Raw genomic sequence first — 20929 nt, 5'->3', positions numbered from 1 at the left:
CGGGCGAGACTTCCGGGCGGGGCTTTCCCCCTTTAGCTGCCGTGCCGCCCCCGCGCCCCAACGCTTGGCGCGCGCCGGTTCCGGCGTAGTCTGACCTTCGCCGACTTCGGACGGCCACCCTTTGTCGCGCCGTCCGCTCCCCGCGAGGACATGATCCGTGCAGCCGCTTCTTTCCATCGATGCCGTTTCCAAGCGCTTTGCCGCCCACCGGGCGCTGGCTGAGGTCGATCTCGCGGTCGAGGCCGGTGAGTTCATCGCCCTCTTGGGGCCGAGCGGTTGCGGCAAGACCACGCTGCTGCGCTGCATCGCCGGGTTTCTCACCCCCGATGGGGGCCGCATCCTGATCGACGGCGAGGACATCACCCACGCCCCGCCCTATCGCCGGCCGCTGAACACGGTGTTCCAGAGCTACGCGCTCTTCCCGCATATGAGCGTCGCTGACAATGTCGCCTATGGCCCGCGCCGGGCGGGCGTCGGCCGTCGCGAGGCGCAGGAGCGGGCGCGCGAGGCGCTGGCTCTCGTCGGGCTGGAGGAGATGGGCACGCGGCTGCCGCGCGCGCTTTCCGGCGGCCAGCAGCAGCGCGTGGCGCTCGCGCGCGCCATCGTCAACAGGCCCAAGCTCCTGCTGCTGGACGAACCGCTGTCCGCTCTCGACCTTAAGCTGCGCCGGCGCATGCAGATCGAGCTCAAGCACATCCAGGAAAAACTCGGCATCGCCTTCATTTTCGTCACCCACGACCAGGAAGAGGCCATGGCGATGGCCGACCGGATCGTGGTGATGCATGCCGGCCGCGTCGAGCAGATCGGCACGCCGGAAGCCATCTACCGAGCGCCCGCGACCCGCTTCGTCGCCGAATTCGTCGGCGAGCCGAACCTTATCGCTCTTGAGCCCACCGGCCCCGGCCGCGCCCGCCTCGCCATTGGCGGGGCGGACCTTACCGCGCCGGACGGCATGCGCTTCGCCATGGTGCGGCCCGAGGACGTAGTGCTGGTGGAAGGCGCCGCACCAGGCGACCTCGTGACGGCGCCGGGTGTCGTCGAGGAGGTGGTGGCTATCGGCCCGCTTACCACACTGTTCGTGCGCTGCGGGGCGGTGGTGGTTAAGGTGGCGCGGCTCGGCATGTCGGGCGCCGGGCTGAAGCCCGGCAGCACGGTCACCATCGGCCTGCGCCCCAGCGCGCTGCACCTGATCGCGGAGTGATGCCGGTGGCCGCTCCCCGCACCACGCTGGCGCTGCTGCTGTTCGCACCGCTCGCCTTCTTCGCCGCCTTCTTCCTGGCGCCGATGGCGGTGGTCGCGCTCTCCAGTCTGACCACGGACGAGGGCGGCCCGACCTTCGCCCATTACGCCCGCATCCTGTTCGACCAGTATCATTGGGACGTGCTGTGGGTGACCTTCCGCATCGCGCTCGCCACCACGGCGCTGTGCCTGCTGATCGGCTTTCCGCTGGCCTGGTACCTGGTGCGCATCGTGCGCTGGCGGAGCTGGCGGCGGGCCTGCGTCATCCTCATCGTGGTGCCGCTGTTCACCTCCAACATCGTGCGCTCCTTCGGCTGGATGGTGCTGCTGGGGCGCACGGGCCTCGTCAATCAGGGGCTGATGGGGATGGGGCTGACCGAGCGGCCCATCCGCTTCCTTGGCACCGAGACCGGCATCCTCATCGGCATGGTTTACATCCTCATGCCGTTCGTCGTGCTCTCGGTCGGCAATGCACTGGCCAAGATCGACACCGCGCTGGAGGATGCTTCGGCCGATCTCGGCGTCGGGCCGGCGCGCACCTTCTGGTTCGTCACCCTGCCGCTGTGCCTGCCGGGCGCGGTCTCCGGCGCCATTATGGTGTTCGCCTTAGCGGTGAGCGCCTATGTGACGCCGGCGCTGCTCTCGGGTGGGCAGATCACCGTCTTCTCGATGCTGATCTTCCAGCAATATTCCTCGGTGTTCGACTTCCATTATGGCGGCGCGCTGAGCGTGACGCTGCTCGTCCTGACGCTGCTCCTTGTCACTCTCGCCGGCCGCATCGGCGAGCGCGGGCGGAGGGCGGCATGATCGCACGGCTACTCATTCGCTTCATTGCCCTGGCAGCCATGGCCTATCTGGTGTTGCCGCTGGTGGTGATCATCGGCGCCTCGCTCACGGAAACCAGCTACCTCGCCTTTCCCCCGCAGGGTCTGACGCTGAAATGGTTCGGCGTGCTGTTCGACGACCCCTCCTACGTCTCGGCCTTCGTCACCTCGACCCTGCTGGCGCTGGCGGCAACGGTCGTGGCGGTGCTGCTGGCGGTGCCTGCGAGCCTCGCCTTGGCGCGCTATGTCTTCGCCGGCCGGGCGGCAGTGGCCTCCCTGCTCATGTCGCCACTTGTGCTGCCCTATGTCGTGCTGGGCGCGGCGCTGCTGCAGTTCGGCACGGATTTCGGGCTGGCGCGCTCCTTCGAGGCGCTGCTGGTCGGCCATGTCGTCATCGTCATGCCCTTCGTGCTGCGCTCGGTTCTGCCGTTGCTCACCCCGGAACAGCGGGCGCTGGAAGAGGCCTCGGCCGACCTCGGCGGCCGGCCGCTCACCACTTTCTTCCTGGTCGTGCTGCCGCAGATCCGCGGCGGCATCGTCTCGGGCGCGCTTCTCGCCTTCATCTCCTCCTGGATCAATGTCGAGCTGTCGATCTTCAACACGACGTCGGCGCTCAACACCATCCCGGTGAAGATGTTCAACTACGTGCAGTACACGATCGATCCGACGATCGCGGCGGTGTCCGCGATCACCATCGTCGCGGCTGCGCTCGTCATCGTCCTTCTCGATCTGCTGATCGGCCTCGACATGCTGTCCGAGCGCCAACAGCCCTAAGTCCAACGGAGCCTTCGCGATGCGCAAGCAGGATAGTTTCGACGTCATTTACACGCACACGGAGGGTGAGCCGCTCTGCATCATCCATAGCGGCATTCCCTACCCCGCCGGCTCCACCATCCTGGAGAAGCGCGCCTTCCTTGAAGCCAATTACGACTGGGTGCGCACCGCGCTGATGCGCGAGCCGCGCGGCCATCGCGACATGTTCGGCGTGTTCCTCACCCCGCCGTCTTCGCCTGACTACGACGCCGGCCTGATCTATATCGACGGCACGCAATATTCCCACATGTGCGGCCACGGCACGATCGCGGTGGCGATGGCGATGGTGGCGAACGGCTTCGTGCGGCGCTCGGAAGACGGCCTTACCAAGATCCGCTTCGAGACCACCGCCGGGCTTGTGCAGGCCGAGGTGGCCACACAGGGCGACGAGGTGCTGTGGACGCGCTTTGAGAACGTGCCGGCCTATGTCGCGGCGCAGGATGTGGCGTTCGACCTGCCGGGTGTCGGCGCGCTGAAGGCCGACATCGTGTGGGGCGGCAATTATTTCGGCATCATCGACCTGCGCGGCACCTTGCTGAAGATCGGGCCGGAGAACGGCTCGGAACTCTCCCGCCTCGGCATCCTCGCCCGCGAGGCGATCCGTGAGAAGGTGAAGATCCAGCACCCGACCGCCGGCCACATCAACAACTTCAACTTCGTCACCTTCTGGCACGAGCCGACCATTGCGGGCGCGCTCTACAAGAATGTGCATGTGTTCAGCGCCGGCCAGCTCGACCGCTCCCCCGGCGGCACCGGCACCAGCGCGATGATGGCGATGTTCGAGGCGCGCGGCGTCATCGGCCTCCACCAGCCCATCACCTCCGAAGGCCTGCTCGGCACAGGCACTTTCGAGGGCGAACTGATCGGCGAGACGCGGCTCAACGATGTGCGCGCCGTGCGCCCGACGGTGAAGGGCACGGCAGGGCTCCTTGGCACGGCACGGTGGATCGTTGATCGCAAGGACCCCGTCGGAGCGGGCTTCCTGGTAGCCTGACGTCTGGCCTCTCTTCGCCCGTGAGAGATCGATTGAACCCAGGATCGGCGCCGCGATGCGGCGCCGATCTGATCGACCCTTCGATCCCTGGAGGCTTCCCCAAATTCGTAACAACTGCCACGCCGGTGCCGGCAACCAGGTGTTTTGCGGCAGTCGAAGTCGCCCCCCCCCCCCTAAGAGGCGGTACGGCCAACCTGAGGAAGTGAACGATAGTGACCGATAAACCACGCCGCATTGGCCACATGGCCAACAACGGCAAGCGAGGGCTTGTCGACGGCTTGGCTTCGTGATGAGGGAGTGGGCCGATCAGCGATCGAGCACCTCGGCAAAGCAGCGAGCGAGCACGTGGCCAAGTGCCCGGCGGGCGAACGGCTAAACGGCTCAGCCCTCGAACCCGCCAAAATAACCCCCTACGAACTGCACCTTACTCATGCCAAGGACACCGGCCGCGCAGGCGCCACGGCGCGTGAGCTGTCACCCATGACGCTTTGCCACCTCCGATGCCCCCAGCGACGTCCGCTTTGCGCCGCGATTCCGGCCGTTAATCTGGTAGCGGCCGCGGCCCAAAAGCGGACATTAGCGAGGTGGGGCACGTCGGCGCTTTTGCGGCCAATAGCGGACGGTTGCCTGTATGCCGAGAGCGACCACTCCACCGGCCGACTCGACAGACAAGACGCGATGCCGAGCAAGACTCGATCCGATAGATGACTTCAGCGCAAGCGGCCGGCCAGATAGTCCACGAAGACGCGCACCCGTGCCGGCATGTTGGCGCCACCCACGAAGACGGCATGGATCGGCTCCACATCGCCGGGGTTGAACGCCTCGAGGATCGGCACCAGCCGGCCCGCCGTCACATCATCGATGATGCCGAAATTGCCGACGCGGGTGATGCCGACCCCGTCCACCGCAAGCTGTCCCAGCGTCTCGCCATTATTGGCTTCGATATTCCCGGTGACGGTCAGCGCATAGTCGCGCCCCTCGCGGCGGAAGGGCCATACCGGCTCGGCGCGGCGGAAATTGAAGTTCAGGCAGTTATGGCCGAGCAGGTCTTCCGGCACGCGCGGCGTGCCGTGCCGGGCGAGATAGTCGGGCGAGGCGACGACCGCGCGGCCGGTCTCGCCGATCCGCCGCGCGGTCAGGGCGCTGTCGGCCAGCGGCCCGAACCTGATCGCCACATCCGCTTGTCCCGCGGCCACGTCGACGACCGCGTCGGTCAGGCTGATGTCGACGAGGATGTGCGGGTAGAGGCGGGCGAAATCGCCGAGCAACGGCACGATGCAGAGCCGCCCGTGCGAAAAGGCCGCGCTCACCCGCAGCCGCCCGCGCGGCGCCCCCTGGTCGGCGATGACGCGCTCGGCCTCGTCGAGATCGGCCAGGATGCGCCGTGCGGCACCGAGATAGCTTTGCCCCTCCGCCGTGAAGGTGAGCGCGCGCGTCGTGCGGATCAGCAGCCTTACGCCGAGGCGCGCCTCGATCCGGTCAATCGTCCTGCTGATTGCCGAAGGCGTGAGGCCTAGGGAGCGGCCGGCGGCGGAGAAGCTGCCTGTGCGTGCAATGGTGGAGAAGACTTCGAGCTCCCTGGCGCGATCGGTTCCTTCAATCACCATCTTTGCGTCCGGATCAAAAAACATTGGCCTCTGAAAGCCCTACTCGCTGGCGTTCATGTCGTCCATCTTTGCGTGGAGACATAATCACCGATCGTTGGAGGCCTCTTTGGACTATCGTCAGTTGGGATCATCGGGGCTACGGGTTCCCGTTCTCAGTTTCGGTGCCGGGACGTTCGGCGGCGCCGGGCCACTGTTCGGAGCCTGGGGGCGGAGCGACGCCAATGAAGCGCGCCGGCTGGTCGACATCTGCCTGGAGGCGGGCGTCAATCTGTTCGATACCGCCGACGTCTATTCCGATGGCGCCTCGGAACGGGTGCTGGGCGAGGCTATCCGGGGGCGGCGCGACGCCGTGCTGATCTCTACCAAGACCGGCTTGCCAACCGGCGACGGCCCGGCCGACTGGGGCGTGTCGCGCAGCCGACTGATCCGCCAGGTCGAGGCGGCGCTGCGCCGGCTCGGCACGGATTACATCGACGTGCTGCAGCTGCACGCCTTCGACGCCTCGACACCCGTCGAGGAGTTGCTCGCCACGCTTGAAACCCTCGTGGCCGCCGGCAAGGTCCGCTACACCGGCGTCTCCAACTATCCCGGCTGGCAGCTGATGAAGGCGCTGGCTGCGGCCGTGCGCGACGGACGCCCGCGCTACGTCGCCCATCAGGTCTATTACTCGCTGATCGGCCGCGCCTATGAGGCCGACCTGATGCCGCTCGGCTTGGATCAGGGCGTCGGCGCGCTGGTGTGGAGTCCGCTGGGCTGGGGCCGGCTGACCGGCAAGATCCGCCGCGGCTCGCCGATCCCCGCGGGTAGCCGCCTGCACGAGACCGCGATTTTTGCCCCGCCGGTCGAGGACGAGCATCTCTACCGTGTCATCGATGCCCTCGACGCCATCGCCGAGGAAACCGGGAAGAGCGTGCCGCAGATCGCCATCAACTGGCTGCTGCAGCGCCCAACGGTGTCCTCCGTCATCATCGGCGCCCGCACCGAGGAACAGCTGCGCCAGAATCTCGGTGCCGTCGGCTGGAGCCTCACGCTCGAGCAGATAGCGGCGCTGGATGCGGCCAGTGACGTGCTGCCGCCCTATCCGCACACGCCTTATCGCCAGCAGGCGGGATTTGCCCGTCTCAATCCCCCTCTGGTCTGACCGCAAGGCGCCCCTGCCGTGAAACTCAATCCGCCTCTTCTTGCGCTGGCCGCCGGCGCCTTTGGCATCGGTGTGACCGAATTCGCCCCGATGGGCCTGCTCCCGGTGATCGCCAGCGATCTCGGCGTATCGATCCCGACGGCCGGCCTGCTGATCAGCGCCTATGCCGTCGGCGTCATGCTGAGCGCGCCGCTGATGACGCTCACCACAGGCCGGGTGCCGCGCCGCACGCTGCTCATCGGCCTGATGGCGATCTTCACCATCGGTAACCTCATGGCCGCGCTGTCGACCAGCTATGAGATGCTGTTCGTGGCCCGGCTGCTCACCTCGCTGAACCATGGCGCCTTCTTCGGTGTCGGCTCGATCGTCGCCGCCAGCCTGGTGCCGGAGAACCGGCGCGCCGGTGCGGTCGCCGCGATGTTCATGGGGCTGACCATCGCCAATGTCGTCGGCGTGCCGCTGGCGACCTGGGCCGGAGACCTGATGGGCTGGCGCGCCGCGTTCTGGGGCATCGCGCTGCTCGGCGTCGTCGCCATGACGTCGCTGCGCCTGACGCTGCCCGATATTGCCGCCGGGGCCGGCGGCGACGTGGTGTCGGAGCTGAAGGTGCTTGGCCGGGCGCCGGTGGTGCTGGCGCTCGCGCTCACCGTGCTCAGTTCCACCGCCATGTTCACGGTGTTCACCTATATCTCGCCGATCCTGCAGCAGGAGACGCAGGCGTCGATCGGCTTCGTCACCGCGATGCTGGTGGCCTATGGCGTCGGCCTCACCTTTGGCAACTGGCTGGGCGGCCGGTTCGCCGACCGCTCGGTGGACCGCACGCTCATCGTCACGCTGGCATCGCTGGTCGCGCTGCTGGTGGCCTTCGCCGCCGCCATGCCGTTCGCTGCGCCGAGCGCCGTGCTGATCTTCCTATGGGGCGTCGCCAGCTTCGCGCTGGTGCCGCCGCTGCAGATGCGGGTGATGGCCGCCGCTGCGGACGCGGCCAATCTCGCCTCATCGGTGAATATCGGTGCGTTCAACCTGGGCAACGCCATGGGCGCGGCGCTGGGTGGCGCGGTGATCAGCGGCGGGCTCGGCTACCCCGCGATCGCGCTCGCCGGCGCGGCGGCGGCCGCTTGCGGTCTTACGCTGATGATGCTGATGGTCCGGCGCCGCCGGCCCGCCATGGTATGCGGTCTGCGCTGAGCTGAAGGGTGTGCCACGAGCCGACGTTGGCGACCCGTGCATATTCCAGACCTCCGGTATCGACATGACAAATCTGCTGGACTGAATTGGACGCTTGGTAACCGCCCGAAATGGCCCTGCCAGACTGGGAAGAGCGGCGCGGTCCTGCACGTCTGCAGACGTTCGGAAGGTTGCGGGACGGGCAGTTCCGTCCCTCGGCATTCAACGGCGGTATGTCCGCCTTGCGTCGCCATCCCGGATATTCAATTCATTACGGGCACTTCGCAAAAGCTGTCATTCTGCTGAACTGACCGTGACGAAATGGCGGTCTTCTCCCAAATCGCCACTGTGGTTGCAAATTTCCTCTGTCCGGCGTCGACGCGACCTAGCGGCGGGGGCCGCGGCCGCAGCTGCAACTCACCGTGACCGAATGGGAAGACGCCAACCGCACCCTGCCGGGCACCAATGCCGAGCCCGGCCCGTGGCGCACGGCGCGTGTGCCCTATCTCGCCGAGAGCATTGACTGCCTCTCCACCGCCTCGCCCGTCAAGCAGGTGGTGCTGATGATGGGCGCGCAGACCGGCGGCACCGAGGCCAGCCTCAACGCCGTCGGCTATTGGGTGGCGCAGGCGTCGGGGCTCATCCTTGCCGTGTGGCGCTCGATCGACATGGCCCACCGCATGTCGCGCAACATCGGCGGCTCCGGCTCCGGAGCCATCGGCCGGGATGCCGTGGTCCGGCTCGCCGCCGCCATGTCGCCCGCCCGGCTTTGCGACCTCATTCCTCGCGGAAGGCACGCATCAGCTGGTCTTGCAGCGGTTTGAGGAAATAGGAAATCGCCAGCCGCGGCTCGGTGTGGATGAACACTTCCACCGGCATGCCGGGCACCAGTTGGAGCCCGCCGAGCTTCGCCACCGAAGCAGGGTCGAGGGCTATCCGTGCCGTGTACCAGCTTTCGCCACTGGCCGCGTCGACCAGCACGTCGGCGGAGACCTGCGCCACCGTGCCGGCCAGCTCAGGCGTCGTGCGCTGATTGAAGGCGGTGAGCCGCAGCACCGCCGGCTCGCCGGTGTGGACCTGGTCGATGTCGCGCGGGCGCAGCCGCATCTCGGCCACCAGCGCGTCCGCACTCGGCACGATCTGCATCAGTGTTTCGCCTGGCGCGACGACACCGCCGAGCGTGTGCACGGCGAGGTCATGGACGACGCCGGCCTGCGGGGCATGCACCTCCATTCCCTGCAACCGCTCGATGGCGGCGATCCGCTGCTCGGAAAGCTGCGCCAGCCTGAAGTCGATCTCGCGCAGGCTGGCCATAGCCTCGGCCTGCCGCTCTTGGTCGATCTCGATGATCGCAAGCTCAGTCTCGGCGATGCGGGCCTCGGCGCGGGCGATTTCGGCGACGAACTGGCCATGTTCGCCGTTCAGCTGGGCACGCAGCCGGCTCAGTTCCGCCACCTGGCCGAGGGTGGCAAGCTCCTTGCCGTGCAGGGTGGTGATGCTCTCCAGCTCGCGCGCGTTCCAGGCGAGTTCCTCGGTCTTAGCGTCGCGGCGCTCGGCCAGCCCCTCAACCTCGCGGCGGATCTGGGCGATGCGCGCCTCAAGTTGGCGCTTCTGCCCGGCGCCGAGGTCGCGGCGGGCATTGAATAGCGACTGCTCGGCAGCGACGAGGGCGGCGGCACGGCCGGAGGGGTCATCGGCGGGCTGCAACTCCTCGGGAACGGTGAGGCGCGCCGCGCCATCGCGCTCGCCAATGAGCCGCATGCGCCGGGCGACTAGATGCCGGATCTGGTCTTCGACGATGGCGAGGTTGGCTCGCGTCAGCGTGTCATCGAGCCGGACCAGCACGTCCCCCGCAGCCACCCGGTCGCCGTCGCGCACGGTGATGTCGCCGACCACGCCGCCGTCGCGTGCCTGCACCTTCTTTACCCGCCCGTCCACTTCCAGCGAGCCGTTGCCGATCACCGCGCCGGCGAGCTCCGTCGTCGCCGCCCAGCCGCCGAGGCCGCCAATGAGCAGTGCGATGACGCCGAAGCCGAGCGCAAGGTCGCGCCGGATCGCGCGGGCGGCAGGGGAGATAGCGCGGGCCGGCGCTTCGGGGGGCATGACAGGGTGCATGGGCTACTCCACCGGCATCTTCAGCCGGGCGAGGACCTCGTCCCGCGGCCCGAGATCGGCGACCCGGCCCTCCTTCAGGATCAGCAGCTGGTCCAGCGTGCCGAGCAGCTGCGTGCGGTGGGCGATGGCGATGACGATGGCACCGCCTTCGCGCGCGGCGCGGATGGCGGCGGCGAGCGCCGCCTCGCCATCCCGGTCGAGATTGGCATTGGGCTCGTCGAGCACGATCAGGAAGGGCTTGCGGTAGAGCGCGCGGGCCAGGCCGATGCGCTGGCGCTGTCCGGCGGAGAGCGCCATGCCGTCAAGCCCGATCCGCGTGTCGTAGCCTTCGGGAAAATGCAGAACCATCTCGTGGCAATGGGCATTGCGGGCCGCCGCCAGCACCTCCTCCGCCGGGGCCCCGGGTTCGAAACGGGCGATGTTCTCCGCCACCGTGCCGTCGAACAGCTCCACATCCTGCGGGAGATAGCCGATATGGCGGCCGATCGCCTCCGGCCGCCACTGCTTCAGCTCGGCGCCATCGAGCCGGATGGTGCCGCGCAGGCAGCGCCAGCTTCCTACCAGCGCCCGGGCGAGACTCGACTTTCCCGAGCCGCTCGGCCCGGCGATGCCGAGGCCTTGCCCCGCCTCCAGCCGGAAGCTCGCCTCCCGCACCACCGGCTGCGCCACGCCCGGCGGTGCGACGGCAATGTGCTCTACCGCGAGGCTGGCCACGGGCGCCGGCAGGGCCAGCTTCTCGGCATCGGGGGGCGGCGCCAGCTGCGTCTCCAGCCGGGCACGGGCCTGCCGCGCGGCGATGAAGCCGCGCCAATTGGCGATCGCCTGCTCGACCGGGGCCAGCGCCCGGGCGGTAATGATGGAGGCCGCGACCATCACGCCCGGCGAAAGCTGCTGGCGGATCACCAGATAGGCGCCGAGACCGAGCACCGCCGATTGCAGCGCGAGCCGCAGCGCCCGGGTGAGGCCACCATGCAGCCCGGCGATGTCGGCGAGGCGCAGGCGGAGCCGCGCATGCTCGTCATTGATCCGGCGCCAGCCGGCGGCATAGGCCGGGGCCATGCCCATGGCACGCAGCACCTCGGCATTGCGCCGTCCCGCCTCCAGCCGGTCCTGGCGGTGGATGGCGAGGCCGGCGCTCTCGCGCACGGGCGCGCGCATGGCCCACTCGCTGGCAAGCGTGCTGGCCATCAGCAGCAGCGAGCCGGCTACCGCCAGCCAGCCCAGCCAGGGATGGAAGGCGAACACCACGACGAGATAGACCGGCAGCCAGGGCAGGTCGCACAGCGCCACCGGGCCCGGCCCGGCGAAAAAGCCGCGGATCAGGTCGAGATCGCCGACCGGCCGGGCGGCCGTGCCCAGAGGCGCGGCCAGAGGCAGTTCCAGCGCTAGCCGGAAGCTGGCGGACCCGAGCCTCTCGTCGATCCGCTCGCCGATCCGGGCGAGCACACGGCTGCGCAGGATCTCGATGAGGCCGAGACAGGCATAGAGCCCCATCACCAGCACGCCCAGCGCCACCAGCGTCGGCACGCTGCCGCTGGTCAGCACCCGGTCATAGATGAGGATCATGAAAAGCGGGCCGGTGAGCATGAGCAAATTGCTCGCCCCGCTCAGCACCCCGACGCCCAGAAAGGCGCCGCGCACCTCGCGTAGCGCCTGCGCCACCGCGGTCCCACTCCGGACGGACGCGTCAGTCACGGTCGGTTCCGCGTGCCGGCTCTGGCGTCCGGGTCCATCGCGTGGGGGCTATGGCCGGTGCATGGCTTGGACGCGCATTCATGTGGCGGCGGCTCGCGGAGAATGAACGGAACGGGGTGCGCGGATGAAACACCTTGGCGTGATGACACTCCCGCCGCCGCGCCGGCCTCTCCCGCCACCACCCCGCTATATGCTACCTCTGATCCGCTTTCATCAAGGGAGTTCTCCGATGAGCCCGACAGCCAGCCTCGATCGTGCCGGCCAGGATGCCACCTCCGGGGTCAGGCCCTCTGGCGGCGCCAGCATGGGAAGTGGCGGCGACGACCGGCCAACGGAGAATATCAGCATCGATTTCGGCAGGATCGACGACAAGACCAGCGGTGCCCAGGGCCAAGGCAGCGGCGGCGACGACCGGCCGTCGGAAAATATCAGCATCGATTTCGGCCGGATCGACGACAAGACCATCAGTGCGCAGGGCCAAGGCAGCGGCGGGGACGACCGGCCGTCGGAGAATATCGGCCTCAATTTTGGCCGGATCGACGATAAGACCAGCGACGCGCAGGGCCAGGGCAGCGGCGGCGCGGATGATTTCGTGCTCGAGCCTGGCACCGCCGGCGCGGAAGGATCGTCTGGCCTGCTGGATTTCTCCAATATCGACGATAGGGGTCTCGCAGAGGCGGAGGAGTCCCTGGCCGTCGACAGCGCCTCCGCACTGCCGTCGGGCGGCGACAGCGCCACCGTCTCGACCTTCGAGGCCGCGTATGCGGACCCGACCGGCGACCGCATCGAGGACATCGTCACCGCCCCGCGGCCAGTGGCCGACGATTTCATCGCCTAGACCCCTTTCCGATCGGGCGGTCAGGGGAAACCGCCCTTTGTACCCATGACAGTCAGGAAGGCGGCGGCCGCCGCGAGGCAGACCACCAGCCTGACGCGGTCCCACTTGTCGCCGAACCAGCCGATGGGCAGCTGAAGCGCGATCGCTCCCACCAGGAACGAAAGGCCCGAGGTCTCCAGCGCCGCGTTGAGGGTTGTAGCGGCGATTGCCACCGGGGCCAGGTGAAGAACCGCAGCGGGCTCCCCATGGCGGCCTCGGCGAAATCCGGCGCCGCCACCTTGGGTGTAGCGACCAGAAACATCGCCACGAGCGCAAGGCTGGCGCCGACGAGATAGGGCAAATTGCCGGACGTTCCGATGACCGACGGGATGGAGGGGCTGCCGGCGAAGCCGACGGATAGGACTCCCGTGCAGGCCGCCATGACTCAGGCGCGCGTTTCTTCCCGGTTCAGGCTGTTCGTCCAGGCTTCCGACAGGACGAACAGCATTTCAGAGGCCATGCCGTGAAGAAATCTCAGCACGAACCAGAGCACAAGGAAGGGTAGCGCCGGAAAGCTGGCCAGCACGATGCCCGCCACGACGAGCGCCAGCAGCATAGGCGGCGTATGCCGAAAATCGGAACGATGCGTGGCAGCAGGAGCGCCACGACGACGATGCTTGCCGCATGCATCGCGGCATTGGCACCGATGGCCGCCTCTCCCCAGCCTTGGTCGGCGAGACTAAAGGCGATGAGGGTGGCGCCGAGGCTGTCGGTCAGCCCGAACATGCTGGCCGTTGCGATGACCGCCGCCTGCGCAACGACGGACGAGTAGGCAGGGGGCGGAAGGGTCACGGGGGAACGCTCTCGCCGCTCGGCCGCGCCGGTAGGCGCAGGCGCCGGACCAAACCCGCCAGACTCTCGAACCAGGAGATCTCACGCCGCTCGACAATGCGTGCCAAGGTGTGGGCATAGTCGAGAACGAGGCCGGGCGTCCAAGTGCCGACATTCGCCCGCGCGCGGATCAGGGCGCCGAGCCACACATCGGGATTTGTCAGCAGCATGAGCAATTGCAGCCACGGATAACGGGTCGCGAGCGAGCTCTCCAGCGCCGCGTCGAGCGCCTGCGCCACCACGACCGAGCAGTTCCGGTTGGTAAGGTTGTACGTATGGTCTTTGCGGTAATGAGCCCAGAACGCGTCAAGCTGGCGGGGGCTGTAATTGTGGAATTCGACCCGCCCATCGGCCTCGCACCACCCCGCCGCCTCCTCGGCATAGGAGGGCTGGAAGTGGCCCGGCACGTCATTGTCCGGGGTGGCGCGTAGCGCGCCGACGAAATCCTCGCCCGAGCGGTCCATCTCAACGGCGGGATAGTGGCTGATGTAGAGCGTCGGCGGCATTTCCAGCGAGGCGTGACCGGTGGAAATCATCCCGTCGGCGTTCACCGCCGCCACGTAGCGATCGATCAGCAGCCGGCGATGCGGCACCTGCGCCGAGCCGACCGGTGTCCACACATGCACGATCATCGGATAAGCGACCGTCGCCAGGCCCGGATCCGTCATGTCGGGGGAACGCTCGTACCAGCCGCGCGAGGCGAACATCGGCAGGTGGAGGATTGTCGCGTCGGTAGGCAGCTGGCGGAACAGCAGGCCAAGCCGCAGCAGCAGCCAGCCGCGAAAGGCGAGGATCAGCCCGACGCACAGGGCGATGCTGCGCTCCAGCGGGACCGGCCATCCCGCAAGGAAGACCAGGGCAAAGGTGAGTTGTACGCCGCCATAGATCAGCCGCCAGCGCAGATCCGGCAGCCTCAGAAGCACCCCCACCGCGATGCGCCCGACACCGTCGGCAATGAAAACGATGCAGAACAGCGCCGCGAGCAAATCCTCGGCGTGGCCTGGCCAATGGATGGCGAGCGCGCCGGTCGCAAGGAGACAGAAGGCGCGAATGAGGGCGACGATCCCCCGCACGCTGCGGAGCTGGCTCGCGAACTGCAGTAGATTTCCGGCCGCCATGAACAGGAAAACCACACCCACGGCCCGCCCCGTAAGGACCACGAGATGGTCTGGCGCGTGGAAGGCAAGGAAAACGCCGGCGGCGACCAAGAGGACGCCCATGCCGCACAGCACATACCATCGCTCACGGAAGGCGCGCGCGCCGATCAACAGGAAGGACAGCTTGAACATGGCTTGAATCCAGTCGGATGTTGCGTGCTCCGCCAGGAAGGCGACGGAATGGCCGCGGCGGGGGCTGGGCGCTGCTTCGCCGACTCGCAAGGTTCACCGGCTTTCCGAGCGGTGTTCCCTGGCTTGACGCTGGCGGAAGGCGGGTGCTTCAGTGATCGCCGTCGGCTGCCGGCGCAGCTATCATCCGGGAAGGGCGGCCATGAACCGGCATCAGGCATTTCGTTTCGGCTTCGCGGGCCTCGCGCTGCTTGTGCTGCAGGTCGTGGCGGTGCCGACCTACGCTGCGACCTGGGAAACATGCGTCGAGGCGATCGCCAAGACGCAGCATGAGCTGAAGCTGACGCAGCCGCCGCCGGCCCAGCCCAAGACGCAGGACCAGACCGTCGCCGCTCAAGATTCCCACGAACCGACGCCGTCGTCGCTTGAGGCGGCCGGGCTGAAGCAGCCCGAAAGCGGGCCGGCCGGCGCGTTGAACGAGGCGTTGAACCTTCAGGCTGCGGGCGATGAAGCCGGTTGCCTGAAGGCGGTCGCCAAGGCGCGGTCGCTGGCCGGCCTGAAGTGAGCGCCCGGAGGGTCATGCTCAGAAGGCCACGCTGAAACCGCCGCCGAGCGCCTGGTCGCCGCCGCCCTGATACCACGTATCCTGGTAATAGACCGACGTGCGCAGCGAAGGGGACAGGTTCATGTGCAGCGTGCAGCTGACGGTGCTCTGGGTGGCATAGTTGCCGGCTATGTAATTGCGGTTCTCCGGCAGATAGCTAATCACGGCGTAAATGGCCTCGAAGGGGTGGAACACCGCCGTAACTGACCAGCCGCTCACGGCCTGCGGCTGGTAGTACTGGGTCTTCGTGACGTCGGTGGCATTGTCGAACGTGCCGAAGGCATAGGCGACCTGCACCTGCGGAAGCCAGTCCGCCGCCCGGAGACTGACACGCGGCTGAACCTGGTAGAAGGTGCCGAGCGCGTAGCTTTCTACCGTGACATTGGCCCCGACCGCGATCCGCTTCTCGCCGCCTATGCTGACCGGAAGCGTGTATTGCGGAGAGACATAGGCTGCCCACTCATAGGTGTAGCGCGTGTGGACACCGAAGCCGGCCATGACGTTGATGCTGAAGTCCTCCGTCGGCTGGTAGCCGAACCCGCCGACAAAATTCCACAGCTCGATCGATGCCTGCTGCTGGTAGAGTTGCTGGCCGATCACCGTCCACTGGTCGTCCAGCTTGTAGGCGAGCTGGGCGATCTCGGTGTAGAGGTCGGGCTGCGAAGGGCCGCTGGTCCAGGCCTGAACATTGCCCGACAGGGTGAAGGGGAGCGGCCCGCCCTGCCGGCTGAGATTCACCTGATCGCTCATCGCCTGCAGATAACGCGAATTGCCGAAGAAATTGGTCATTGGCTGCGAGGTGCCGTCACCGTTCCCGCTTGCGCAATCGTTGCAGGCCTGGGCACGCGCCGAGGGTGCTGCCGTAAGACACAGCAGAGCGGCCAGTGCGCCCGCATGAGCGCGACATGGGCGCCGCGCTGTGCCTGACCATCCTGTCGCATGCGCCATGGCAATGCCTAACGTTCACTTTTGGTCGGGAAGTACCATTTGCCGTCCTTGATCGGCAGGAACGAGCCATCATCGACGCCGACCTCGGCCGCGATGAGGTCGTTGGCAACCTTGTTCAGCGCCAGAAGCAGTTCGCCGTTCTTGGCCGTGTCCATGGCCAGGTTTTTCATTTCGCCAGGATCTTCCTGCAGGTCGTAAAGTTCCAGATCGTTCTTCGCGACGAGGTCTTCGAGCGTGGTCGGTGTGTTGAAATCCGTCTGACCAAAGTAGCGCGAGAACCGGTAGCGCCCATCGAAAATCGAGCGGATACCCACCCGCTCGGCGAAGTCGGGATCGTTCTTCAGATACGTCTGAATCTTCTCGCTGTTAGTGACGTCGCCCGAGAAGGTCATCTTCACGAAGTGCTCGGCCCAGGTGACGTCCTGGTAGGACAGCATGTTGTAGTTGAACAGCGAGGCCGGGCGCACCGCGTCGACCTTGGCCGTCGCCGGCGCCCTCAGCAGGCCGGAGAAATCGTGCCCCTTCAGCCCGTCGACGGCTTTGGCCTGTGCCGCCGGGTCGGCGCCGGTGAGGGCGATCAGGGTCGGGGCGAGGTCCAGCTGCGAGGTGATGGCTTCGCAGGTGACGCCGCCGGGATAGGCGGGGTGATAGACGATGAGCGGGACATGGTTCTGCTCCTTGTAGGTGCAGTTACCCTTGCCGCGCATCTGGTGATGGCCCGCCAGTTCGCCATGATCCGCGTTGAACACCACAATGGTGTTTTTGTGCATATTGTTGTCCTCAAGCGCCTTGAGGACATGCATCACCTGCCGGTCGCAGTCACGGATGCAATTGTAGTAGTAATTGCGCAGGACATGCCAGCGCCGGTCTTCATCCGGCCATGCGCCGACCATCATGTCCTGAATCTGCTGGTAGATGGCGTGCGCCTTCGGGCGTCCCGGCGCGTCGAGCGGCTGGCTGCGGTTGAAGGGCAGCGGCAGGTCGTCCCAGCGCTCCTGATAGAGCTTGTCGTCCGGCGTCGGGAAGATATCGATAGCCGCGCTCTTACCCTGAACCACCTGGCCGGGAAGGTCCGAGTTGATGTACATGACGTCGTGCGGGTTGACGAAGTTGACCGCCAGGAACCAGGGCTGTCCCTTCGCGCGTAATTCTTCGCCTTCGCGCCGCATCCAGCTCGCCACGCGATCCGCCGTGAAGCCGTCGAACGTGTAGCCGCCCAGGCCGCTGTCGATCAGGTCGCCGACGCCAAAGAATCCGTCGAAACCGTAGCTCTGGATGATGTCCCGATAGTCCGCCATCGGCGCGTCGACCGCCACCTTGGTCTGGTCGAGATTGGCACTCATGTGCCATTTGCCCTGGTAGCTGGAATGATAACCCAGTTCGCTCATCCGATGGCCGATCGTCTTGATCGAGGTCGAGAGATCGGGTTGCCAGAGATAGTTCAGATTGTCGAAGACACCGGAATGCTGGATGTGCTGGCCGGTATAGATGACCGAGCGGGCCGGCGAGCACACACAGGACGCCGCCTGGTGGTTGGCGAAGGTGATGCCCTTCTGCTTCAGCATCTCGCGCGCCGGCACGGGAAACGGCCACTCCGGGAAGAAATGTTCCTGGTCGACGAGAATGAACAGGATGTTGTAGCCGCCCGGCGGACTGTCCGGCGCGATGATCGGCTCCGCCGGCCCGGTCGCGGTCGCGGCCTCCGCCGGCGCGGGCGCGATGCCGGGCAGAAGGTTGGCGCCGAGGATCGTCGCCGTCCCCTTTCCGAGCAGGTCGCGGCGGGAAATGCCGCCAGGCGTATCGTCTTGGGACATGGAGCTGGGCCTTATGAATGCGCGCGCGGAAGGTTCGACGGGTTAGAGGAGCGAAACGCCGGCTGGCCGCGACAGGAGTTTCGGCCGGCAGGTGCCGCGGCACGTGGGCGGTTCACCAGAAGCTGCACATGCGTTGCCAATGCCGATGCTCGCGGGGGATCCTGTTCGCGTCGCAGTCCTTCCGCGCCTGACCGTCCAGCGCCATCATGCAGGACTTTCCCTCGCGCAGATGCTGGCACCATCCGCGATCCTCGCTGTCGTTGAACGACATGAAGCAGGACTTGCCTTCAACATAGGCCTGGCAGAAGCCGCGCTCGCTGCCGTCGAAGGCCATGAAGCAGTTTTTCTTGGTGCAGATGTCGGGCAGCGATTGGGCCAGCAGGGGCGTTGCCGCGAGGCCCAGGAAGAGTGTCACGAGAGCGAAAAGACGTTTCATGGGAGGACCTTTCAGACAACCTCTGCGGCAAGGCCAATGACCGGCGATGAGATGGCGCGAGGGGGCACTGGGCGGCCCGCCTCGTCGGCTTCGGGAGCGGCCTCACGCCTGATGACGGATGATGCCGTTCATCATGCCCAGCTCGACCCTCGTCTTGTGGATCTCGTGCGGATCGATCTTCAGGATGTTCTGGCTGAGCACTATCAGGTCGGCGCGCTTGCCCACCTCAATGGAGCCGATCTCCTTTTCCATGCGTAGCTGATAGGCGGCGCCCATCGTATTGGCGTGGATCGCCTCTTCCACCGTTAGCCGCTCGTCTGCCGGGCTCAGAACCGGTGCATCCTTCAGGCCGACAAGCTGCCGCGTAATGCCGACCTGGATCGACTTGAGCGGCTCATAGGTCGAGAAATAGCCGGCCGCCGGCCAGTCCGTGCCGAAGGAGACCCGGCCGCCCTGGTTGAGGATCGTCTTCGTGCGGTAGAGCTTGTTGCCGCGCGCCTCGCCGTAACGCGCCACCATATTCTCTAGCGTGTCCGGATCGGCCGATGACCAGTAGGCCGAGAACTGGGCGGTGACGTTAAGCTTGGCGAAGCGGGGGCTGTCGGCGTCGTCCACATAGACCAGATGCGCGATGGCATTGCGCCGTTCGCGTGCCGGATTGGCGGCGATGGCCTTCTCGATCGCATCAAGCGCGACCCGCGCCGTCCGCTCGCCGCAGGCGTGCACATGCACGTCGAAGCCGGCGGCATCCACCATGCCGATGAGCTGGTGCCACTGGTCCTCTGTGAAGGGCGAGCCGCCGGTGGAGTCCGGCATGTCGGCATAGGGTTCGAGCAGCCAGGCCGTATAGCCGCCCTGCGATCCGTCGCCGACGATCTTGACGATGTCGACATGGACAAGCTCGGTGGCAATTTGCTTGTTGAGCGCGCTCATCTCCGCGACGACATTGTCGATCGGCAGCGATTTCACGGAATAGGAAGCGGATACGCGGAAGGGCAGCGTGCCGCGCTTCTCCGCATCGACGTAGAGATCGATGATCGCGCCCTGATCGCTGCCGACCGGTGGGACACCGGCGTCGAACACGGTGGTGATGCCGGCAGCGGCGGCCTTCGGCAGCCAGGTTTCCAGCAGTCGGCCCATGGCCTGCGCCGAGATCGGCTCCACGGCGTTGACCAGGCTCAGGACGGCGTTGGTTTCCAGCACATAGCCGGTCGGGTCGCCGTTCTGGTCGCGCGCGTAATAGCTGAAGCGCGGAATGGGATCGGGTGTGTCGCGGCTGACGCCGGCCATTTCCAGCGCCTTGGAATTCGCCCAAAGGCTATGGCCGTCGATGGCGAAGAAGAAGGCCGGGCGGTCCGGCAGGATGGCGTCGAGCTCGGCCCGGTTCGGCCCCTCGGGCGGGAACATGTCGACGCGCCAGCCGAAGCCACGGATCGGTCCGGTCGGGTTCTCCTGCGCATACTGTTTGATCGCCGCCAGCACCTCGGGGAGATTGGCGAGTTGGAGATCGAGGCCCGAGGTCATGAAGGCGCCCAGGAACGGATGGGTGTGGCCCTCGACGAAGCCGGGCATCAGCAGCCGGCCCTTCAGGTCGATGAACTGCGTGTTGGGTCCGGCCATTGCCTTGGCGCCGGCCTCGTCGCCCACATGGACGATGGTAGTGCCGCGCACCGCGACCGCGTCCGCCCATGGGGCGGGGCCGCCGACCGTGTACACCAGTCCGTTGTGGAATACGAAATCCGCCGGCCCGTCCGTCATAGCCTTGGGCTGCTGCGCACGCGCGTCGGAGGCAAAGAAGCCCGGCGCCAGGGCCGTCGCCGCCGTCATCGCCGCGCCCGCCCGCAGCACCGAGCGCCGGTTCACGGACTGACTTCGGCCAAAGGCCTCAAAATACGGCGCCCACTCACATGCAATACACATGTCACCCCCCCCAACGTGCATGCCGCACATGCACGAAATCAGCCCACCCGCTTGCCGCATGCATACACTGCCGCCCGCGCTAAGCGCGCCGCGGCAAGTCAAGACACAGTGCCCCGCAGATCCTGCGGGGATAATCACTCCAGAAAGGCTGAATTTTGCAATAAATGTTAATTTGAGAAAATAATTCTCATATATCTCAGCCCCTCTTTTATTCCAATAATTCTGTCGAGTCGCAGGAAAACGCTATTATGACTTTTAAATGTCCGCAAGTGGGCGGGCCATTGCATTAGGTATCCTGTTACAAATTGCGATTATTTTGACTTCGCGTATCGCTTTCGCGAGATGCTAGGCGCACAAACGGCAATGGGCGGCCCCTGCACTTGATACCAGCGACGAAGTTTTGAGCATGCCGATGGGACATGTCTGGCGAGTTGGGGACACGACTCAAGTCCGGCGATCCTCCTCCGCGTCGCCGCGTTTGCCCCTTCAGTTGGCAGTTCCCCGTTCGGTGCGTGCCCAGCCGCGTGCGAGCCCTTCTTGCGCAGATGGATGATCCGAGCAGTTAGTCCGACGACAAGTATGACGACCCAGGCTGGAGAGGGGCCGCGAGCAGAATGG

Annotated in this window: 19 protein-coding genes; 9 read left to right on the top strand and 10 right to left on the bottom strand. The window is 66.5% G+C overall.

Translation table 11 applies throughout. From position 1 onward, the window contains the following. The first annotated feature begins 157 nt into the window (after nucleotides 1-157). From ACO07Z_RS09190 to ACO07Z_RS09175, 4 genes are read left to right on the top strand one after another with little or no spacing between them, the layout of a single operon-like run. Nucleotides 158-1201 (top strand): ABC transporter ATP-binding protein, encoded by a 1044-nt coding sequence (locus ACO07Z_RS09190; RefSeq protein WP_421698444.1) that lies wholly within the window; start codon nucleotides 158-160, stop codon nucleotides 1199-1201. Further along, entirely contained in the window at nucleotides 1201-2046 is an 846-nt protein-coding gene (locus tag ACO07Z_RS09185; protein WP_421698443.1) for an ABC transporter permease, read from the top strand. Before ACO07Z_RS09190 ends, ACO07Z_RS09185 begins: the two co-directional genes overlap by 1 nt. Continuing rightward, nucleotides 2043-2837 (top strand): ABC transporter permease, encoded by a 795-nt coding sequence (locus tag ACO07Z_RS09180; protein WP_421698442.1) that lies wholly within the window; start codon nucleotides 2043-2045, stop codon nucleotides 2835-2837. The genes ACO07Z_RS09185 and ACO07Z_RS09180 overlap by 4 nt, the downstream gene beginning before the upstream one ends. A 19-nt stretch (nucleotides 2838-2856) precedes the next feature. After that, entirely contained in the window at nucleotides 2857-3870 is a 1014-nt protein-coding gene (locus ACO07Z_RS09175; protein WP_421698441.1) for a proline racemase family protein, read from the top strand. A 710-nt stretch (nucleotides 3871-4580) separates the two neighbouring features. Here the strand turns inward: ACO07Z_RS09175 and ACO07Z_RS09170 are convergent. Then, entirely contained in the window at nucleotides 4581-5477 is an 897-nt protein-coding gene (locus ACO07Z_RS09170) for a LysR family transcriptional regulator (RefSeq protein ID WP_421698440.1), read from the bottom strand. 106 nt (nucleotides 5478-5583) lie between these two features. Between ACO07Z_RS09170 and ACO07Z_RS09165 the strand changes: the two genes are divergently transcribed. From ACO07Z_RS09165 to ACO07Z_RS09155, 3 genes are all read left to right on the top strand, one after another. Next, complete coding sequence (locus ACO07Z_RS09165) at nucleotides 5584-6618, top strand: aldo/keto reductase (protein WP_421698439.1); 1035 nt, start codon at nucleotides 5584-5586, stop codon at nucleotides 6616-6618. An 18-nt stretch (nucleotides 6619-6636) separates the two neighbouring features. Continuing rightward, the gene (locus tag ACO07Z_RS09160; RefSeq protein WP_421698438.1) at nucleotides 6637-7806 is read left to right on the top strand and encodes an MFS transporter; all 1170 of its coding nucleotides are present in this window, start codon (nucleotides 6637-6639) and stop codon (nucleotides 7804-7806) included. A gap of 401 nt (nucleotides 7807-8207) precedes the next feature. After that, nucleotides 8208-8609, top strand: coding sequence for a phage terminase large subunit family protein (locus tag ACO07Z_RS09155; RefSeq protein ID WP_421698437.1), 402 nt, complete (start codon nucleotides 8208-8210; stop codon nucleotides 8607-8609). Here ACO07Z_RS09155 and ACO07Z_RS09150 read toward each other — a convergent pair. Continuing rightward, complete coding sequence (locus tag ACO07Z_RS09150; protein ID WP_421698436.1) at nucleotides 8563-9900, bottom strand: HlyD family type I secretion periplasmic adaptor subunit; 1338 nt, start codon at nucleotides 9898-9900, stop codon at nucleotides 8563-8565. The genes ACO07Z_RS09155 and ACO07Z_RS09150 overlap by 47 nt on opposite strands. Before the next feature lie 3 nt (nucleotides 9901-9903). Beyond that, nucleotides 9904-11595 (bottom strand): type I secretion system permease/ATPase, encoded by a 1692-nt coding sequence (locus ACO07Z_RS09145; RefSeq protein WP_421698435.1) that lies wholly within the window; start codon nucleotides 11593-11595, stop codon nucleotides 9904-9906. A gap of 229 nt (nucleotides 11596-11824) precedes the next feature. Here ACO07Z_RS09145 and ACO07Z_RS09140 point away from each other — a divergent pair, with 229 nt between their 5' ends. Beyond that, complete coding sequence (locus ACO07Z_RS09140; protein ID WP_421698434.1) at nucleotides 11825-12433, top strand: hypothetical protein; 609 nt, start codon at nucleotides 11825-11827, stop codon at nucleotides 12431-12433. A gap of 20 nt (nucleotides 12434-12453) precedes the next feature. On the opposite strand, the gene ACO07Z_RS09135 is transcribed toward ACO07Z_RS09140, so the two are convergent. The 3 genes from ACO07Z_RS09135 to ACO07Z_RS09125 form a co-directional block, all read right to left on the bottom strand. Then, a complete protein-coding gene (locus ACO07Z_RS09135; RefSeq protein WP_421698433.1) occupies nucleotides 12454-12645 on the bottom strand; it encodes a hypothetical protein in 192 nt (63 codons plus the stop codon). A gap of 212 nt (nucleotides 12646-12857) precedes the next feature. Then, nucleotides 12858-13028, bottom strand: a complete 171-nt coding sequence (locus ACO07Z_RS09130; RefSeq protein WP_421698432.1) for a hypothetical protein — start codon at nucleotides 13026-13028, stop codon at nucleotides 12858-12860. 232 nt (nucleotides 13029-13260) lie between these two features. Further along, nucleotides 13261-14592 carry an HdeD family acid-resistance protein gene (locus tag ACO07Z_RS09125; RefSeq protein WP_421698431.1) on the bottom strand — a complete coding sequence of 444 codons (1332 nt, stop codon included), beginning with the start codon at nucleotides 14590-14592 and terminating at the stop codon, nucleotides 13261-13263. Nucleotides 14593-14791: 199 nt separating this feature from the next. On the opposite strand from ACO07Z_RS09125, the gene ACO07Z_RS09120 reads away from it, so the two are divergent. Continuing rightward, the gene (locus ACO07Z_RS09120; RefSeq protein WP_421698430.1) at nucleotides 14792-15154 is read left to right on the top strand and encodes a hypothetical protein; all 363 of its coding nucleotides are present in this window, start codon (nucleotides 14792-14794) and stop codon (nucleotides 15152-15154) included. A gap of 18 nt (nucleotides 15155-15172) precedes the next feature. On the opposite strand, the gene ACO07Z_RS09115 is transcribed toward ACO07Z_RS09120, so the two are convergent. From ACO07Z_RS09115 to ACO07Z_RS09100, 4 genes are all read right to left on the bottom strand, one after another. After that, the gene (locus ACO07Z_RS09115) at nucleotides 15173-15982 is read right to left on the bottom strand and encodes a hypothetical protein (RefSeq protein WP_421698429.1); all 810 of its coding nucleotides are present in this window, start codon (nucleotides 15980-15982) and stop codon (nucleotides 15173-15175) included. 167 nt (nucleotides 15983-16149) lie between these two features. Next, entirely contained in the window at nucleotides 16150-17955 is a 1806-nt protein-coding gene (locus ACO07Z_RS09110; RefSeq protein WP_421698428.1) for a sulfatase-like hydrolase/transferase, read from the bottom strand. Nucleotides 17956-18067: 112 nt separating this feature from the next. Continuing rightward, nucleotides 18068-18391 (bottom strand): hypothetical protein, encoded by a 324-nt coding sequence (locus ACO07Z_RS09105; RefSeq protein WP_421698427.1) that lies wholly within the window; start codon nucleotides 18389-18391, stop codon nucleotides 18068-18070. A 102-nt stretch (nucleotides 18392-18493) separates the two neighbouring features. After that, a complete protein-coding gene (locus ACO07Z_RS09100; protein ID WP_421698426.1) occupies nucleotides 18494-20254 on the bottom strand; it encodes an amidohydrolase in 1761 nt (586 codons plus the stop codon). Nucleotides 20255-20929: the final 675 nt, after the last annotated feature.

The organism is Ancylobacter sp., from assembly GCF_965229075.1.
Taxonomy (GTDB): domain Bacteria; phylum Pseudomonadota; class Alphaproteobacteria; order Rhizobiales; family Xanthobacteraceae; genus Ancylobacter.
Note: the sequence above shows the minus strand (reverse complement) of the source record. Positions and strands in the feature narration are given on the sequence as shown.